Annotated in this window: 15 protein-coding genes; 3 read left to right on the top strand and 12 right to left on the bottom strand. The window is 65.6% G+C overall.

Annotated features, from left to right (window positions below; all coding sequences use genetic code 11):
* Nucleotides 1-34 precede the first annotated feature (34 nt).
* Nucleotides 35-1,621, bottom strand: a complete 1,587-nt coding sequence (locus tag RIdsm_RS21130) for a class I adenylate-forming enzyme family protein (protein WP_057818398.1) — start codon at nucleotides 1,619-1,621, stop codon at nucleotides 35-37.
* 33 nt (nucleotides 1,622-1,654) lie between these two features.
* Complete coding sequence (locus RIdsm_RS21135; RefSeq protein ID WP_057818396.1) at nucleotides 1,655-2,581, bottom strand: alpha/beta hydrolase; 927 nt, start codon at nucleotides 2,579-2,581, stop codon at nucleotides 1,655-1,657.
* Nucleotides 2,582-2,715: 134 nt separating this feature from the next.
* Here RIdsm_RS21135 and RIdsm_RS21140 point away from each other — a divergent pair, with 134 nt between their 5' ends.
* The 3 genes from RIdsm_RS21140 to RIdsm_RS21150 are packed head-to-tail and all read left to right on the top strand — an operon-like array spanning nucleotide 2,716 to nucleotide 6,997.
* Nucleotides 2,716-5,679, top strand: a complete 2,964-nt coding sequence (locus tag RIdsm_RS21140; protein WP_143100459.1) for a xanthine dehydrogenase family protein molybdopterin-binding subunit — start codon at nucleotides 2,716-2,718, stop codon at nucleotides 5,677-5,679.
* A complete protein-coding gene (locus tag RIdsm_RS21145) occupies nucleotides 5,676-6,494 on the top strand; it encodes an FAD binding domain-containing protein (protein WP_057818392.1) in 819 nt (272 codons plus the stop codon). Before RIdsm_RS21140 ends, RIdsm_RS21145 begins: the two co-directional genes overlap by 4 nt.
* A complete protein-coding gene (locus tag RIdsm_RS21150; protein WP_057818389.1) occupies nucleotides 6,491-6,997 on the top strand; it encodes a (2Fe-2S)-binding protein in 507 nt (168 codons plus the stop codon). The genes RIdsm_RS21145 and RIdsm_RS21150 overlap by 4 nt, the downstream gene beginning before the upstream one ends.
* A 203-nt stretch (nucleotides 6,998-7,200) precedes the next feature.
* On the opposite strand, the gene minE is transcribed toward RIdsm_RS21150, so the two are convergent.
* The 10 genes from minE to RIdsm_RS21200 all read right to left on the bottom strand — a co-directional run bounded on the left by minE (nucleotide 7,201) and on the right by RIdsm_RS21200 (nucleotide 15,277).
* Nucleotides 7,201-7,482 (bottom strand): cell division topological specificity factor MinE, encoded by a 282-nt coding sequence (gene minE / locus RIdsm_RS21155; protein ID WP_057818387.1) that lies wholly within the window; start codon nucleotides 7,480-7,482, stop codon nucleotides 7,201-7,203.
* Entirely contained in the window at nucleotides 7,479-8,327 is an 849-nt protein-coding gene (gene minD, locus RIdsm_RS21160) for a septum site-determining protein MinD (RefSeq protein WP_057818385.1), read from the bottom strand. Before minD ends, minE begins: the two co-directional genes overlap by 4 nt.
* Complete coding sequence (minC, locus tag RIdsm_RS21165) at nucleotides 8,324-9,070, bottom strand: septum site-determining protein MinC (protein WP_235607998.1); 747 nt, start codon at nucleotides 9,068-9,070, stop codon at nucleotides 8,324-8,326. Before minC ends, minD begins: the two co-directional genes overlap by 4 nt.
* 437 nt (nucleotides 9,071-9,507) lie before the next feature.
* Complete coding sequence (locus RIdsm_RS21170; RefSeq protein ID WP_143100458.1) at nucleotides 9,508-10,236, bottom strand: DUF7003 family protein; 729 nt, start codon at nucleotides 10,234-10,236, stop codon at nucleotides 9,508-9,510.
* 239 nt (nucleotides 10,237-10,475) lie between these two features.
* Nucleotides 10,476-11,162, bottom strand: coding sequence for an ABC transporter ATP-binding protein (locus RIdsm_RS21175; RefSeq protein ID WP_057818379.1), 687 nt, complete (start codon nucleotides 11,160-11,162; stop codon nucleotides 10,476-10,478).
* Nucleotides 11,162-11,923, bottom strand: coding sequence for an ABC transporter ATP-binding protein (locus tag RIdsm_RS21180; protein WP_057818377.1), 762 nt, complete (start codon nucleotides 11,921-11,923; stop codon nucleotides 11,162-11,164). Before RIdsm_RS21180 ends, RIdsm_RS21175 begins: the two co-directional genes overlap by 1 nt.
* Nucleotides 11,920-12,879, bottom strand: a complete 960-nt coding sequence (locus tag RIdsm_RS21185) for a branched-chain amino acid ABC transporter permease (RefSeq protein WP_057818375.1) — start codon at nucleotides 12,877-12,879, stop codon at nucleotides 11,920-11,922. The genes RIdsm_RS21180 and RIdsm_RS21185 overlap by 4 nt, the downstream gene beginning before the upstream one ends.
* Nucleotide 12,880: 1 nt before the next feature.
* Nucleotides 12,881-13,804: a branched-chain amino acid ABC transporter permease gene (locus tag RIdsm_RS21190; RefSeq protein ID WP_057818373.1), complete on the bottom strand. Its 924-nt coding sequence runs from the start codon at nucleotides 13,802-13,804 to the stop codon at nucleotides 12,881-12,883.
* Nucleotides 13,805-13,853: 49 nt separating this feature from the next.
* On the bottom strand, nucleotides 13,854-14,276 hold the full coding sequence (locus RIdsm_RS21195) for a PaaI family thioesterase (RefSeq protein WP_082647456.1): 423 nt from the start codon (nucleotides 14,274-14,276) through the stop codon (nucleotides 13,854-13,856).
* Nucleotides 14,273-15,277 (bottom strand): NADPH:quinone oxidoreductase family protein, encoded by a 1,005-nt coding sequence (locus RIdsm_RS21200; protein WP_057818369.1) that lies wholly within the window; start codon nucleotides 15,275-15,277, stop codon nucleotides 14,273-14,275. Before RIdsm_RS21200 ends, RIdsm_RS21195 begins: the two co-directional genes overlap by 4 nt.
* Between the last annotated feature and the right edge of the window lie 9 nt (nucleotides 15,278-15,286).

Raw genomic sequence — 15,286 nt, forward strand, 5'->3', positions numbered from 1 at the left:
ACGTGCTCTCAGTCCTCCCAGCCGCCCGAGATTGTCAATCTGACACTTTATCGCGAATGTCTGCAACCAATACGGGCTTGATGATTTTCTTCGTCGGCGTCATCGGCATCTCCGGAATGATCTCCAGCCGCTCGGGCCAGCGCATTTTCGCAACCCCCTGGCCGTCAAGAAAGTCGCACAGATCCTCCAGCGTCAGCGCCGTATCTGGCCTCAGCACCGCGTAAACGCAAATCCGCTCGCCCAGCACCGCATCGGGCATCGGCACCAGCGCCGACTGCACGATATCGGCATGCCCGTCCAGGATGCTCTCGATATCCGCCGGATTGATCTTGATCCCGCCGCGGTTGATGATGTCCTTGCTCCGCCCGGTGATCATGATGTTCCCGCTCTCGTCGATCGAGGCCAGGTCGCCGGTGCGAAACCAGCCATCGTCGGTGAACGAGCTCGCATTGGCATCGGGGTTGTCCAGGTACTCGGGCAAGATCGAATACCCGCTCAACTGCAATTCCCCCTCGCCGCCCTTCGTGACGTCCTCGCCCTCCAGCGTCATGATCCGCGCGGTCAGCCCCTCGGCCAGCTGCCCCACCGTCGCATGCCGGATCTCGGGGGCATCCGTCACCACCGTCTGCGTCGCCAGCAGCGCCTCGGTCATCCCGAACAGGCACCCGACCCGGCCATTGGGCAGCCGCGCCTCGAACTGCGCCGCCACCTCCGGCGGGCAGATCGAGCCGCCCACGATCACGTCGCGCACCGTCTCGGGCGGCGCCGCATCCATCACCCCGCTCTTCAGCGTCGCCGCCAGATGCGCCGGCGCCGAATACACCACCGTCGGCCGCATCGCCGTCAGGTACTCGCCGTAAGTGGGCGGCGTGAAAATGGGCACCGGCACCACCGTCGCCCCCGACATCAGCGCATTGCCCGCACAAAGCAGCCCGAACACATGCGTCAGCGGCGGCGCGATCATCACCCGGTCAGCCGGGCCCATATCCAGCATCTCGCCGAAACGCCGCGCGTTCTGCGCCATCAGCGTCTGCTTGCGGATCACCCCCTTCGGCGCCGCCGAGGTGCCGGAGGTAAAGCACAGCGCCACCTCCGCATCCGGCCCCGCGCCCTCGATCTCCGGCGCATCGACATTCTCCGCCACCAGCGCGCCGAAATGATGCTGCCCGGCGATCGTCGGCTCCGTCACGCTGATCACGTGCTCCAGGCTCCCGATCTCGCCCTCGAGCGCCTCCATCACCTCCGGCCCGTCGTATTTCCCGACCTCCGCCGTCACCACCGCCCTCGCCTTGGCAAAGGCAATCAGCGGATGCAGCTCTTCCTGCCGGTAGGGCATATGCAGCGTCGTCAGCACACAGCCCGAAATCGCACAGGCCATGTAGGTCGTCACGAATTCCGGCGACGACGGCAACTGAATCGCCACCCGGTCCCCGGGCTTCAGCCCCAGCTTCCCGAACGCCGCCGCCAGCGCATTCGCATTCCTTGCCAGCTCCGCATAGGTCAACTTACCATGGTCCGTCGTCTCGACGGCCAGCTGCTCCGGCGTCTCCGCCGCCCAGAACCGCAGGCAATCCAGGATCGTCTCCTTCCCGCGGGCCTTCGTCAGGTTGTCTTGTGCCATTTCCAGGTACCCCTCTGTCGTTGAAGGCGCCGCTCAGGCGGCGTTGTTTTCCGATTTGGCCGTGGCAAACCGCACGGCATGTTCCGCACACCGGTGCGGTCTTTGCATCTGCATCAGGTGGCCCCCGCCCTCGACGGCGGCGCACTCGAACCCGAAGGTCTGCGCAAGAAACCCCGCCGACCGGATCAGCCCCGGCAGGTCATGGCCCAGCGTCGTGCCCACCACGACCTGCACCGGCACCGTCACGGTGCCGATCGCATCCCACCACTCGCGCGGCAGCCGGATATCGAATGTATTCGCTTCGAGATCCGGATCGCAGACCAGCTCGTAGGGTGCCTCCGGGTCATTCCCGGCGTAATACAGCATCCCCGCCGCCATCCGCTCGATCACCTCGTCGGGGATGCCCCCGAACGTCGGCGACCGCCGCAGCGAGGTCACCAGCCTTTCCGGCCCCGAGAACGTCCGCCGCCGCGCCCGCGTCCGGCGCGACAGCTCCTCGTGCGAAGCCACGAACTCCTCCAGCAGCGCCTCGTCCGCCACCGGCGGCACCGGCGGCTCGTACAGGGTCAGCGACCGCCACCCCCGGGGCTCCCGCGACTGCGCCAGAAGCGTCGCCACCGAACTCAGCGAATGAAACGCCCCATGCGTCGGCTTCTCCCCGAACCGTCCTTGAATCGAATCGTATATCTCAGGGATGTCGGCCACGAAGCGCGGCCAGGGGTTGTCCATCACCTCGCCCGGCCCGCTCTGGCCGTGGCTGCGCATATCGAAGACCACGACCTCGAAATCCGCCATCAGCTCCTGCGCGAACTGGTAGAACCCGTCGATCGCAAGGCCATTGCCATGCGACAGCACGATCCGCTCGCGCTTCGCCCCACCCCAGCGCCGAATGGCCACCCGGCCGCCGTCGCTCAGCTCGAGCACCTCTTTTTCCACTTTGAAATCAAACCCTTCGGTCATTCCCTGCCTTCCGGTTCAAGCCCTTGTACGAATTGCCGTTGCAAACGAGTTGACACGATCCAGCTTTATTATACAATAAGTATTTAATAAATTTCAAGCTCGCATGACGGGGTATGGAGGACGATGTGTCAGAAATGCGCGAACCGCTGGTAGGGCAGAAGATCCTGCGCACCGAAGATCAGACCTTGCTGCGCGGCAAGGCGACCTTCATGGATGATATACCCATCGCGAAAGGCACGCTACACGCGGCCTTCCTGCGCTCGCCCCACGCCCATGCCCGCATAAAGGGCATCGACGCCACCGAAGCGCTCAAGCTCAAGGGCGTGCATGCCGTCATCACCGGCGAGGATATCAAGCCCTACACCAAGCCGCTGATCGTCGGCTTCGCCAACCCGCTCGACTATCGCGGCATCGCCATGGACAAGGTCCGCTATGTCGGCGAACCCGTCGCCATCGTCTGCGCCACCGACCGCTACCGCGCCGAAGACGCGCTCAAGCTCATCAAGGTCGACTACGAAGTGCTCGACGCCGTGGTCGACCCGGTCCGCGCCTGCGAGGAAAGCGCGCCCGTCCTGCACGAGGCCGCCGGCTCCAACCGCGTCTCCCACCGCGTCTTCAACCACGGCGAGGCCGACAAGGTGCTCGACGCGGCGAAGAACAAGACCCAGATCACAATCCGCTACCCGCGCAACTCGGTCACGCCGATGGAAACCTACGGCGTCGTCGCCGAATACAAACCCGATACCGGCGGCTACGACGTGACGTCCAACTTCCAGGGCCCCTTCTCGGTCCACACCGTGATGGCCATCGCCCTCAAGATCCCCTCCGCCAAGCTGCGCCACAAAAGCCCCGCCAACTCCGGCGGCAGCTTCGGCTCGAAACTCACCCTCTTCCCCTACATCGTCGTGCTCTGCGTCGCCTCCCGCCTCGCCGGCCGCCCCCTGAAATGGATCGAGGACCGCCTCGAACACCACGCCTCCTCCTCCGTCGCGCCCAGCCGGGTGACGACGATCGAGGCCGCCTACGACGATGACGGCACCGTCAACGCCCTCCGGATGGAGCATTACGACGACCACGGCGCCCACCTCCGCGCCCCCATGCCCGCGCCGATCTACCGGATGCACGGCCTCTCGACCAACTGCTACACCATCCCCAACGTCAAGGTGACGAACAACATCGTCCTCACCAACAAGTGCCCCACCGGCGCCGTGCGCGGCTTCGGCGGACCACAGCTCTACTTCGCCATCGAACGGGTGATGAACAAGGTCGCCAAGGAACTGGGGATGGACCCGCTCGCGCTGATGGAAAAGAACCTCATCCCCGCCGGCTCCTTCCCCTACCGCGCCCCCGCGGGCGCCCTGATCGACTCCGGTGACTACCAACAGGTCGTGAAAGACTCCGTCGAACAGGGCAAGCTCGACTGGCTGCGCGAGCGCCAGAAACAGGCCCGCGCCGAGGGCAAGCTCTACGGCATCGGCTTCGCCGCCGCGGTGGAACCCAGCCAGTCGAACATGGGCTACATCTCGACCCTGAAAACCAAGGAAGAACGCGAAAAGGCCGGCCCCAAGGACGGCGCCGTCGCCTCCTGCACCATCTCGGTCGACGCTCTCGGCTCGGTCAACGTCGTGGGCGACTCCACGCCCCAAGGCCAGGGCCACCAGACCGCCCTGGCCCAGATCGTCGCCGACGAACTGGGGCTGAAGTTCTCCGACATCACGGTGAACCTGGAAACCGACACGCAGAAAGACAACTGGTCCATCGCCGCCGGCAACTATTCCTGCCGCTTCTCGCCCGCCTCCACCTCGGCCGCGAAAACCGCCGCCGAACGGGTGCGCGTGAAGATGACCAAGGTCGCGGGCCGCTTCCTCAACGTCCCCGAGGACGATATCGAATTCGCCGACAGCATGATCCGCTCCAAGTCGAACCCCGATAACGGCCTCGAATTCCGCCGCGTGGGCGGGCTCGCCCACTGGTCGCCCTCCTCCCTCCCCGAAGGCATGGACCCCGGCATCCGCGAGGTCGCCTACTGGAACGCCCCAGAACTCACCCCCACCACCGCCAATGACGAGATCAACACATCCCTCGCCTACGGCTTCGCCTTCGACTTCTGCGGCGTGGAAATCGACCCCGACACCGGCAACGTGAAGGTCGACCATTACGTCACCGCCCACGATTGCGGCACCATCCTCAACCCCGGCCTCGCCAAGGGCCAGATCCGCGGCTCCTTCGCCAACGCCATCGGCGCCTCCCTCTACGAGGAATTCGTCTACAAGGAAGACGGCACGTTCCTTTCCGGCACCATGGCCGACTACCTGATCCCCACCGCGGCCGAGGCCATCGATCCGGTGCTGGTCGACACCGTCGCCATCCCCTCGCCCTTCACCCGCCTCGGCGCCAAGGGCATCGCCGAGGGCAACCAGTACACCACCCCCGTCTGCCTCGCCAACGCCGTGGCCGACGCGCTCGACTATGAAGACGTGACCATGCCGCTCACCCCCTCCAAGGTCTTCGGCTGGATCAACAGCGGCGAGGAGATGGCGCCCCCGGCCGACGTGGAAAAGACCGAGGAACGCCTCTCCGTCGACTTCTCCGGCGACGCGCTGCGCGGCGAGGGCGAAACCTTCGTCCCCGCCCCCCGCGAAAAGGTCTGGGAAACGCTGCTCAACCCGAAGGAAATGGCCGCCCTCATCCCCGGCTGCAGGGAACTCGACAAGCACGCCGAGGATCATTTCACCGGCACGCTCAAGATGGGCGTCGGCGCCGTGCGCGGCACGTTCGAGGCCGATATCCGGCTCAGGAACATGCGCAAACCCGAAAGCGTCGAAATCTCCGGCACGCTCGACGGTTCCCTCGGCGTCTCGCGCGGCACCGGCTGGGTGGAACTCGACGAGGTCGAGGGCGGCACCAACGTCCGCTACCGCTACGAAATCCACCTCTCGGGCACCATCGCCTCCGTCGGCGGCCGCCTCCTCTCCGGCGCGGCACGCCTTCTCATCAACCAGTTCTTCCGCGCCCTTGTCGCCCGCGCGGCCCCCGACGCCGCGCCGCGCAAGGGGCTCCTCGGCAAGATCCGCTCGAAATTCGGAGGCAATTCATGAAACCGGCCCCCTTCTCCATCCACATCCCCGACACGATCGACGAAGCCGTCGCCTGCCTTGCCGAACATGGCGAGGAGGCGCGCGTCATCGCCGGGGGCCAGTCGCTGATGGCGATGCTCAACATGCGGCTGGCCGAGCCGTCTATCCTCGTCGACGTCTCCCGCCTTGCCGACCTCAAGAAGCTCGAGATCGGCCCCGACGGCCTCACCGTCGGCGCCGCCACCACCCAGGCCGAGGTCTTTCACCACCCCGACCTCGCCACCCACATGCCCCTCGTCCGAGAGGCGCTGACCCATGTGGGCCACATCCAGACCCGCAACCGCGGTACCGTCTGCGGCTCGCTCTGCCACGCCGACCCCTCGGCGGAAATGCCCCTCCTCCTCGCCACCTTGGGCGGCACGGTGACGCTGCAATCCGCCTCCGGCACCCGCACCCTCTCGGCCAGCGAGTTCCAGACCGGCCTGCTGGAAACGGCCAAGCAACAGGGCGAGCTCTGCATCTCCGCCCATTTCCCGTCGCTCCCCTCCTCCGCCAAGTGGGGCTTCCGCGAAATCGCCCGCCGCGACGGCGACTTCGCCATCGTCGCCATGGCCTGCATCGCCGACAAGGGCACCGTGCGCCTCGGCGTCGGCGGCGTCTCCGACGCGCCCACGGTCGAGGAATGGACGGACCTCGCCACCAGTGACATCCCCGACGCCCTCAACCGGCTCGCGTGGAAGATGGGCGGCACCGACGACATCCACGCCTCCGCCCGCTACCGCCGCGAACTCGTCCGCCGCATCGGCAAGAAACTCATCGAGGAGACCCGCGCATGAAGGTCCTGCAACACGGCCAGAAACACTCGGTCGAATTCACCCTGAACGGCGAAGAGGTCGAAGGCTTCGCCGAACCCCGCATGCTGCTCAGCGATTTCCTCCGCCACGAGATCGGCGCCACCGGCACCCATGTGGGCTGCGAACACGGCGTCTGCGGCGCCTGCACGGTGATGATGGACGGCAAGGCAGTGCGCTCCTGCCTGACACTCGCGCACCAGGCCGAGGGCCGCGAGATCCGCACCATCGAGGGTCTGGAAACCCCCGACCACGAATTCAACGACCTGCAACAGGCCTTCCACGAGAACTTCGCCCTGCAATGCGGCTACTGCACGCCGGGGATGCTGATGACCCTGTCGGAGCTCGCCTCCACCGGCAAACGCTACACCGAGGCCGAGGTGCGCGACGCCCTCTCCGGCAACATCTGCCGCTGCACCGGCTACAAGGAAATCGTCGACGCGGCGATGGCGGTGCTGGGCGACAAGGGGCAGGTGGCGGCGGAGTAACCTTTACGCTTCGGCATGACGCCCTGCGCGGAATCCAGGCCGAAGGCCGCCGCGCATCGCCGGGCCGCCCCGACGGTCCGGCGATTTGGTGAGGCAAGCGCAACGTCGTGAGCGAGGAGGGACTTGGCTACCATAAAGCACCAAGCCACCCCCGTCGGTTCGCCGCCCCGCGGCCCGTCGATGCGCGGCTTAACGCCAGGACGTCACCCCGCCTTCGACCCCACCTCCGACGGCAATTCCACGTTGATCTCCAGGCTCGACATCTGCTCGCCGCGCTCCATGCGCACCTCCACATCCGTCTCGCCGATCGACACGTATTTCCGGATCGCCTCGACGATATCACGCTGCAGCATCGGCAGGTAATCGGCCTCACCGCCGCGCCCTCCGCCGCTGCGCTCATGCGCCAGCAGGATCTGCAGCCGGTCCTTCGCGGTCTCCGCACTTCTCGCGCGGCGCTGCTTGCGGGCAAATCCGAACAGGTTCATGACGCCCGCCCGAACAGCCGGTGAAACAGCCCGGGCCGCCGTTCGCCCGCGATCCGCATCTCGACCTCCTCGCCGGTCAGCCGCCGCACCGCGTCCTCATAGGCCTTCGACGCCGCCGAGGGCTGATCCAGCACCACCGGCGTCCCGATATTCGACGCCCGCAAGATCGCCTGGCTCTCCGGGATCACCCCGAGCAAAGGCACCGCCAGGATCTCCAGCACGTCCTCGACATTCATCATCTCGCCGCTCTCGACCCGGGCCGGATCATGCCGCGTCAAAAGCACCTGCGCCTTCACCGCATCGGCCCCCTCGCTCTCGGCCCGCTTGGTCTGGCTGCTCAACAGCCCCAGTACCCGGTCACTGTCGCGCACCGAAGACACCTCGGGGTTGGTCACCACCACCGCCTCGTCGGCGAAATACATCGCCATCTGCGCGCCATGCTCGATCCCCGCCGGGCTGTCGCAGATGATGTAGTCGAACTCCTGCTTCAGCTCGTCCAGAACCGTCTCGACGCCCTCCTTGGTCAGCGCATCCTTGTCCCGCGTCTGCGAGGTGGGCAGAATCGACAGGTTCTCCAACCGCTTGTCCCGAATGAGCGCCTGCTTCAGCCGCGCATCCCCCTGGATCACGTTGATGAAATCGAACACCACGCGCCGCTCGCAGCCCATCGTCATGTCGAGGTTCCGCAGCCCCACGTCGAAATCGATCACCACCGTGCGGTGCCCCTGCTTCGCCAGCCCCGCCGAGATCGCCGCGGCCGACGTGGTCTTGCCCACACCGCCCTTGCCCGACGTGATCACGATCACCCGGCCCAAGGCCGGTTTTTCCTTAAGATCGGCCGTCATCCGATCACCTCCATGCACAGTCTCTCGTTTTCCAGGTAGATATGCGTCGCGCGGTCGCGCACCGCGTCCTCCAGCGTCTCGCTGGTCTTGTAGAGCCCGGCGATCGCCAGCAGCTCGGCATCGAGGCTCCGGCAGAAGATCCGCGCGCTCTCGTCGCCATGCACCCCGGCCATCGCCCGCCCGCGCAGACGCCCGTAAATGTGAATATTGCCGCCGGCCACCACTTCGGAGCCCGAGGCAACCGAGCCGATCACCGTCAGGTCGCCGCTCTCGCAGACCACCATCTGCCCCGAGCGCACCGGCGCCTTGACCAGCTTGTTCTCGACCCCGCGCAACGCCGCCCGGCGCCGCCGCTTGGTGCTCCGCGCATCCGGCAACGGCGCATCCTTGCCCGCCAGCACCGGAATGAGCCCCATTTCCTGCAAGGCTTCTTCAGACAGCGCGCCGGGGTTCTGCACCCCGAACACCCGCAGGTTCCGTTCGCGAAGCTTCGCCACCATGGCCCGCAGCCGCTCGGGCTCTGCCATCCCCGGCACGTTGCCGAGGTCGATCACCATCGGCGCCTCGTCGAAGAACTGCGGCGAGGTCTCGCGCTGCGCGTCGAGCCGTTCATAGAACGCCGCGTCATCCGCCTCGACATCCACCCGCAGCGACAGCGCCATCAGGAACCGCCCGCGAATCTGGAAAGGAATAATCTCTCCCGGCATGCCCCCATGCCGGGTCTCGTCGTCTCTGGTGGACACGGTTTGCCACTGCTCCTGCTCTGGCGGATCGCGACTCAGGCCGGCCCGCTCTTTGTATGGCCCTCAGTGTTCCCCATCCCGACGGCGGACGAAAGCCGGTGCTCGGGCGTCAGCGGGAAAATGCCTGTGGAGTGGGGGGAAGGGTGCCGTAGGGTGGGTGCCAACCCACCTCTGACGAACTTCCCGCTACCGGACACTCACCAGCGCGGAATCCAGGCCGAAGGCCGCCGCGCATCGCTGGGCCGCCCCGACGGACCGGCGATTTGGGGAGGCCAGCGCGACTTTCTTAGGAAGGATGTACTTGGCAAGCATAAAGCGGCAGGCCACCCCCGTCGGATCGCCGCCCCGCGGCCCAGCGATGCGCGTCTCAGCGCCCTGCCTCCGACGTGCCTCGTCACGCCGCTGACGCCCCCGCCAAACGGCCCCCACACAAAATTCTAAAGACGTCCCCCCTCCGGCCAGTTTCGCCAATGGGTATTCCCGGTCTCCGGCGCAGTGTAGATCGACGCATCACCGGTCGCCAGAACCTCCGCAAGCTGCCGAAAGGTCTCCGTATCGCCCGGCAATTCTCCACCGGCAAGGTCCGGATGGTGCCAGTCATCGAGCACCATGACCTGTGCCATGTCCGCCGCGATATTCCCCCGCCGCTCGGCCCCTGTGGCCAGCACCTCTTCCCGGTGCATGGCCGAAAGGTATCGGCACAACTCAAAGACAAGGGGACGGGCCTCCAACAGGTCGATCCCCGCCGCGGCATAGGCGCCCTGCTCCGGCAAAGGTATTTCGCGCCCCCGCACGACCAAACGCCCCTCGGCGGCCACCGTTTCGGGGTCTTCCACGTCGATCCAGTCGCCGTCCGGAACGGGTCGGAATGTCTGCACCTTCCGATGCCGGCCATGCCTGTCATCCGCCGACCAAGCCGGCGCATCGATTTCACCGTCAATCGTGGTCACCGAAAGGTCGGGCACGCCCACTCTCGGCGAGAACCCGAAGACCTCGAACACCACCGCCCAATGTTGCTCCGACCGGAACAGGGACATCCGCGTCGCAGCCAGGTAGAGATACCCGTGATCCAGCATCGGAAGCACATACCCCATCGCGCTCGCATCGAGCGCCCCGAGTATCGCCCTTGCCCGCTTGGGAAACTGCCTCATGACGTCGTCACTCATGCCGGAACAGTACCCCCGGCGACGCGCAATGCAAGGAACAGCCCAACCGACCCCCGTTGCGCCCGCCACAACATCTCGCCCCACCCCCCACCGAACGCCACATGAACCCGGCCGTCCTCGGTAAAAAACACCGACGCGATACCGACAAAATACCGACGTTATACCGACATTGGGTTTCTCATGAAAATCAGCCATTTAACCATGATTCGTGCCGCCAACGCGCCCCCACCGGTTAACCCTCACAAACTCAGATGCCGCCGCGCCTCGGAGTCTGCATCCGCCAGAACCTCCGACGGCCCGGTCCAGGCGATCTCGCCCTTGCGGATCACGTGATGCCGGTCCCCCAGCTTGCACAGCGGCTTCAGGCTCTTGTCGATCACCAGGATCGTCAGGTTCCGGTCCTTCAGCCGCTTCAGGGCCCCCCAGATCTCGCGCCGCACGGCGGGCGCCAGCCCCTCCGTCGCCTCGTCGAGGATCAGGAACCGCGGCTGCGTCAGCAGCGCCCGGCCGATCGCCAGCATCTGCTGTTCACCCCCCGACAACAGGTTCCCGAACGAGCCCTTCCGCTCCGCCAATCTGGGAAACAAATCAAACACTTCCTCCAGCCCGTCGCACCCGTTCCGCGCGGTCGCCAGCAGGTTCTCCATCACCGTCAGCGTCGGGAACACCTGCCGCCCCTCGGGCACCAGCGCCACGCCCCTTTTGGCGATCTCATGCGTCGGCACCCCGTTGATCCGGTCGCCTTCCAGGTAGATATCCCCGCCGATCCGGTCGGTCAGGCCAAAGAGCGTGCGGATGGTCGTCGTCTTGCCCATCCCGTTCTTGCCCAGCAACGTCGTCACCGACCCCTCCTCCACCTCGAAACTGAGGTCGAACAGGATCTGGCTGTCCTCGTAACTGGCGCAGACATCGCGGAATTGCAGCATCAAAAATCGTCCTCTTCCGACAGGTAGGCCGCCTGCACCTCGGCCGAGTTGCGCACCTCCTCCGGCGTCCCGGTCATCAGCACCCTTCCATCCACCAGCACGGTGATCTCGTCCGCCAGGTCGAACACCGCATCCATGTCATGCTCGATCAGCAATATCGGCACATCGCCCTTCAGACGCTTGCGAATAAGGGCCACCAGCTCCGCCGCGTCCGAGGTGGAAAGCCCGGCCAGCGGCTCGTCGAGCAGCAATATCGACGGGTTGGAAATGATCGCCATCGCCAGCTCCAGCCGCCGCCGGTCGCCATGGCTCAGCGCCGAAGGCAGCGCACCCGCCTTCTCCTCCAGCCCGAAATCCTTCAGCACCTCGGCCAGCTCGCCGGCATAATGCCGCTCCGCATGGGCCCGCAGAAGCTGCATCACCGATACCTTGGGCGTATCCCGCGCCTTCAGGCTCAGCAGGATGTTCTCCCACACCGCGATATGCTGAAACAGCGCGGTAATCTGGTAAGTCCGCGTCAGCCCCAGCCGCGCCCGTTCATGGGTCGACAACCCATTCACGTTCCGCCCGTCGAAATGCACCACTCCACCATTGGGCCGCAACTCACCCGACAGCACACTCACCAGCGTCGTTTTCCCCGCCCCGTTCGGCCCGATCAGCGCGTGGATCGACCCGTGATCCAGCTGCAGGTTCACCCCCTGCAAGGCATGGATCCCCCCGAAGCTGACGGAGATATCCTCGAGTTTCAGAATATGGCTCATCCCGCCCTCGCCCGGCCCGGGATCAGGCGATCGACAAGCCCCGCCAGACCCTTGTGAAAGAACATCACGACACAGATCAGGAACGGCCCGAACAATATCGGCCAATGCGTCGTGTACCCGGCCAGAACACTCTCCAGCAGGACAAAGGCGAACGCCCCGTAGACCGGCCCGAACCGCGTGCCCACGCCGCCGAGGATCACGATCACCAGCAACTCGCCCGACCGCTGCCAACTCGCATAGCCCGGCGTCGCGAACTCCGCTTGGTTGGCCAGCAGGAACCCGGCAATGCCACAGATCACACCGGCCAGAACGAACCCCACCAGCCGCACGGCGAACACGTTGAACCCCAGCGCCGTCGCCCGTGTCGGGTTCTCCCGGCACGCCACCAGCCGCCGCCCGAAATCCGACCGCACGAGGTGGTTGACCAGCAGGATGCACAGCACCGTGATCCCCGCCACGAAGAAGTAGAAATGCCAGCTGTCGAACGGGTCATAACCCCAGAGAAGCGTGGTGCGCTCGTAGATCACCATGCCGTCATCGCCCCCGAAATAGGAGGAACTGACCGCGAGGTAATAGAAGATCTGCGCCAGCGCGAGCGTGATCATGATGAAGTACACACCCGACGTCCGCAGCACGATCAGCCCGATGAACAGCGCCACCAGGGCCGAGGCCGCCATCACCACCGGCAACTGGATCCAGATCGGCAGGATATCGGCATTCGCCAATATCCCCGTCGCATAGCACCCGATGCCGAGGTAGACGGCATGGCCAAAGCTCACCATCCCCCCGAAGCCCAGGATCATGTTGAGGCTCGCCGCCGCCACCGCGTAGATCAGAGCCCGCTCGAACACCGCCAGCTGGTAGACATCGCCCGACAGCAGCGCCACCACCGGCCCCGCCGCCACCATCGCGGCCAGCACCACGACCCCCTCGATCATGCGATAGGAACCGACCATCTCAATGCCTCCTTTGCAGGGGCAACAACCCCTCGGGACGGAAGAACAGGATCAGAGCCATCAGGATGTAAACCAGCATCGAGGCCAGCGCCGGCCCCGCCTCGCCCGCCACCTGCGGCGAGAAGAACGCGCTCAGGATATCGCGCAGGAACGCCCGGCCCATCGTGTCGATCAGCCCCACGATCATCGCCGCCAGAAGCGCGCCCCTGATCGAGCCCAGCCCGCCGATCACCACCACAACGAACGAGAGGATCAGCACCGCCTCGCCCATCCCCGGCTGCACCGACAGGATCGGCCCGGCCATCGCGCCCGCCAGCCCCGCCAGCAACGCGCCCAGCGCAAAGACCAATGCGTAGAGCAGCGAGATATTCACACCCAGGATCGACACCATCACCCGGTTCGTCGCCCCGGCCCTGACCAGCATGCCCACCCGCGTCTTCTGGATCAGCAGGAACAGCCCCAGCCCCACAAGGCCCCCCACCGCGATCACCAGCATCCGGTAGGCCGGGTAGTCGATCCCGAATGGCAGCGGGATCTGCCCCGCCAGCGCGTCCGGCACGCCGGAAAAGATCGGCACGCTCCCCCAGATCAGGATCACCGACTCGTTCGCGATCAGGATCAGACCATAGGTCACAAGCACATGGTCGAGGTGACTTCGCGCATAGAGATTGCGCACCAACAGCACCTCCAGCAGCATCCCCAGCCCGAACACCGCGATCGCCGCCAGCCCCACCGACAGGAAGAAACTCCCCGTCAACGCCTGGAACAGAACCGAGAAATACGCCCCCATCATGAACAGCGACCCGTGGCTGAGGTTGATGAAATCCATCACCCCGAAGATCAGCGTCAGCCCCGCCGCGATCAGGAACAGCAGGATCCCAAGCTGTATGCCGTTCAGAAGCTGTTCCGCGAAAAGGCTGGCCATTTGCCGGCGTCTCCTTGTCTGGCGCACATGTGGCGCGGGGTTTCGGGGGTCAGGTCCCCTTGTCGCCCAGCCGGGCGAATTGTGCCGTGGCATGGCCGCACAGCCTGTCGCCCTGCGTGGCGCGCGCGGTGCAGAACACCGTTCTCCGCCCCGCCCGCAGCGCCTCGGCGTCCACGTAAAGCGGCGCATCGGCCCGGATGGCCGACAGGAACTTCGTCTCCTGCGACACCGTCACCGCCTCGCCGCCCGTCCTGGCGACCTCGTACATCGCCACGTCGAAAAGCGAGGCCAGCGCGCCGCCATGCAATATGCCCAGCGGGTTCAGCGCGCCCTCTTTCAGCCGCACCTCGAAACACACCGCCCCGTCGTCATGCCGCACACCGATCTCGCCGATGAACGCCAACAGGCTGTCATCGTCACGGAACGGCACGAACCCGTCCGCAGCAGCGTCAGAGGGGGCCGCTAAACTCATCCCGTGGTCACATCCACGGCCAGCTTGCCCGCCACCTTGCGGTCAAGAATGTCCTGCAAGCCTTGCATCAACTGACCGAACGGCAGCACCTCGCTGACATTCGCCTTCACCTTGCCCTCGGCCAGCAGACCCAGCCACCATTCGGTGCCCGCCCGCATCTCCTCGAGCGCGTGATCGAAATGAATATCCAGCGGCGCGCCCATCACCGACAGGTTGTTGTAAAGCAGGTAATTCGCCTTGGCCGACTCGATCGACCCGCTGGCAAAGCCCACGACCACCAGCCGCCCGGCGAACCCCAAACACCGAAGACCGGCGATGAACATCGCCCCGCCCACGGTGTCGATCACCACGTCGGCGCCGGTGTCGTCGCCCCAATGTGTCCGCACCTTGTCCTTGAAGATCTGCTTGAGCGGCTCTTCCTCGCGCTCGGTCACGATCAGCGCGTCGCCGCCGCCCTCGCGCACCAGCTTCGCCTTCTCTTCGGACGACACGACGCCCAGAACCTCGGCGCCCAGCGCATGGGCCAGCTGAACAGCGGCCAAGCCAACACCGCCCGCCGCGCCGGTCACAACCACCCGGTCGCCTTTCTTGACACCCGCGCGGATCGACACCGCCACATAGGCCGTATTGAACACCGTGATGGCGCCGGCCGCATCGATGGCCGACACTGCCTCGGGCCGGTGAAACACGCGCGACAGCGGCGCGATCACCTGTTCGGAAAACGCCCCGGTAAACACCTGCGCCACCACCGGATCGCCCGGCTTGAAGTCGGTGACGCCCTCGCCCACCGCCTTGACGACCCCCGCGCAATCGCGCCCCGGACCGAACGGTGGGTTAGGACGTTTCTGATACTTTCCCTGCACCATGAGAGCATCGGGGAAATTGAGTCCGATGGCGTGGTTCTCGATTAACACTTCGTTCACACCCGGGCTCAGATCGGGCAGGTCGTGTATCCGGTGAGACGTTGGCGCACCGTACTCTTCGATAAGAAAGCCGCGCATCGCGCTCTC

It is taken from the genome of Roseovarius indicus (genome assembly GCF_008728195.1).
Classification (GTDB): Bacteria; Pseudomonadota; Alphaproteobacteria; order Rhodobacterales; family Rhodobacteraceae; genus Roseovarius; species Roseovarius indicus.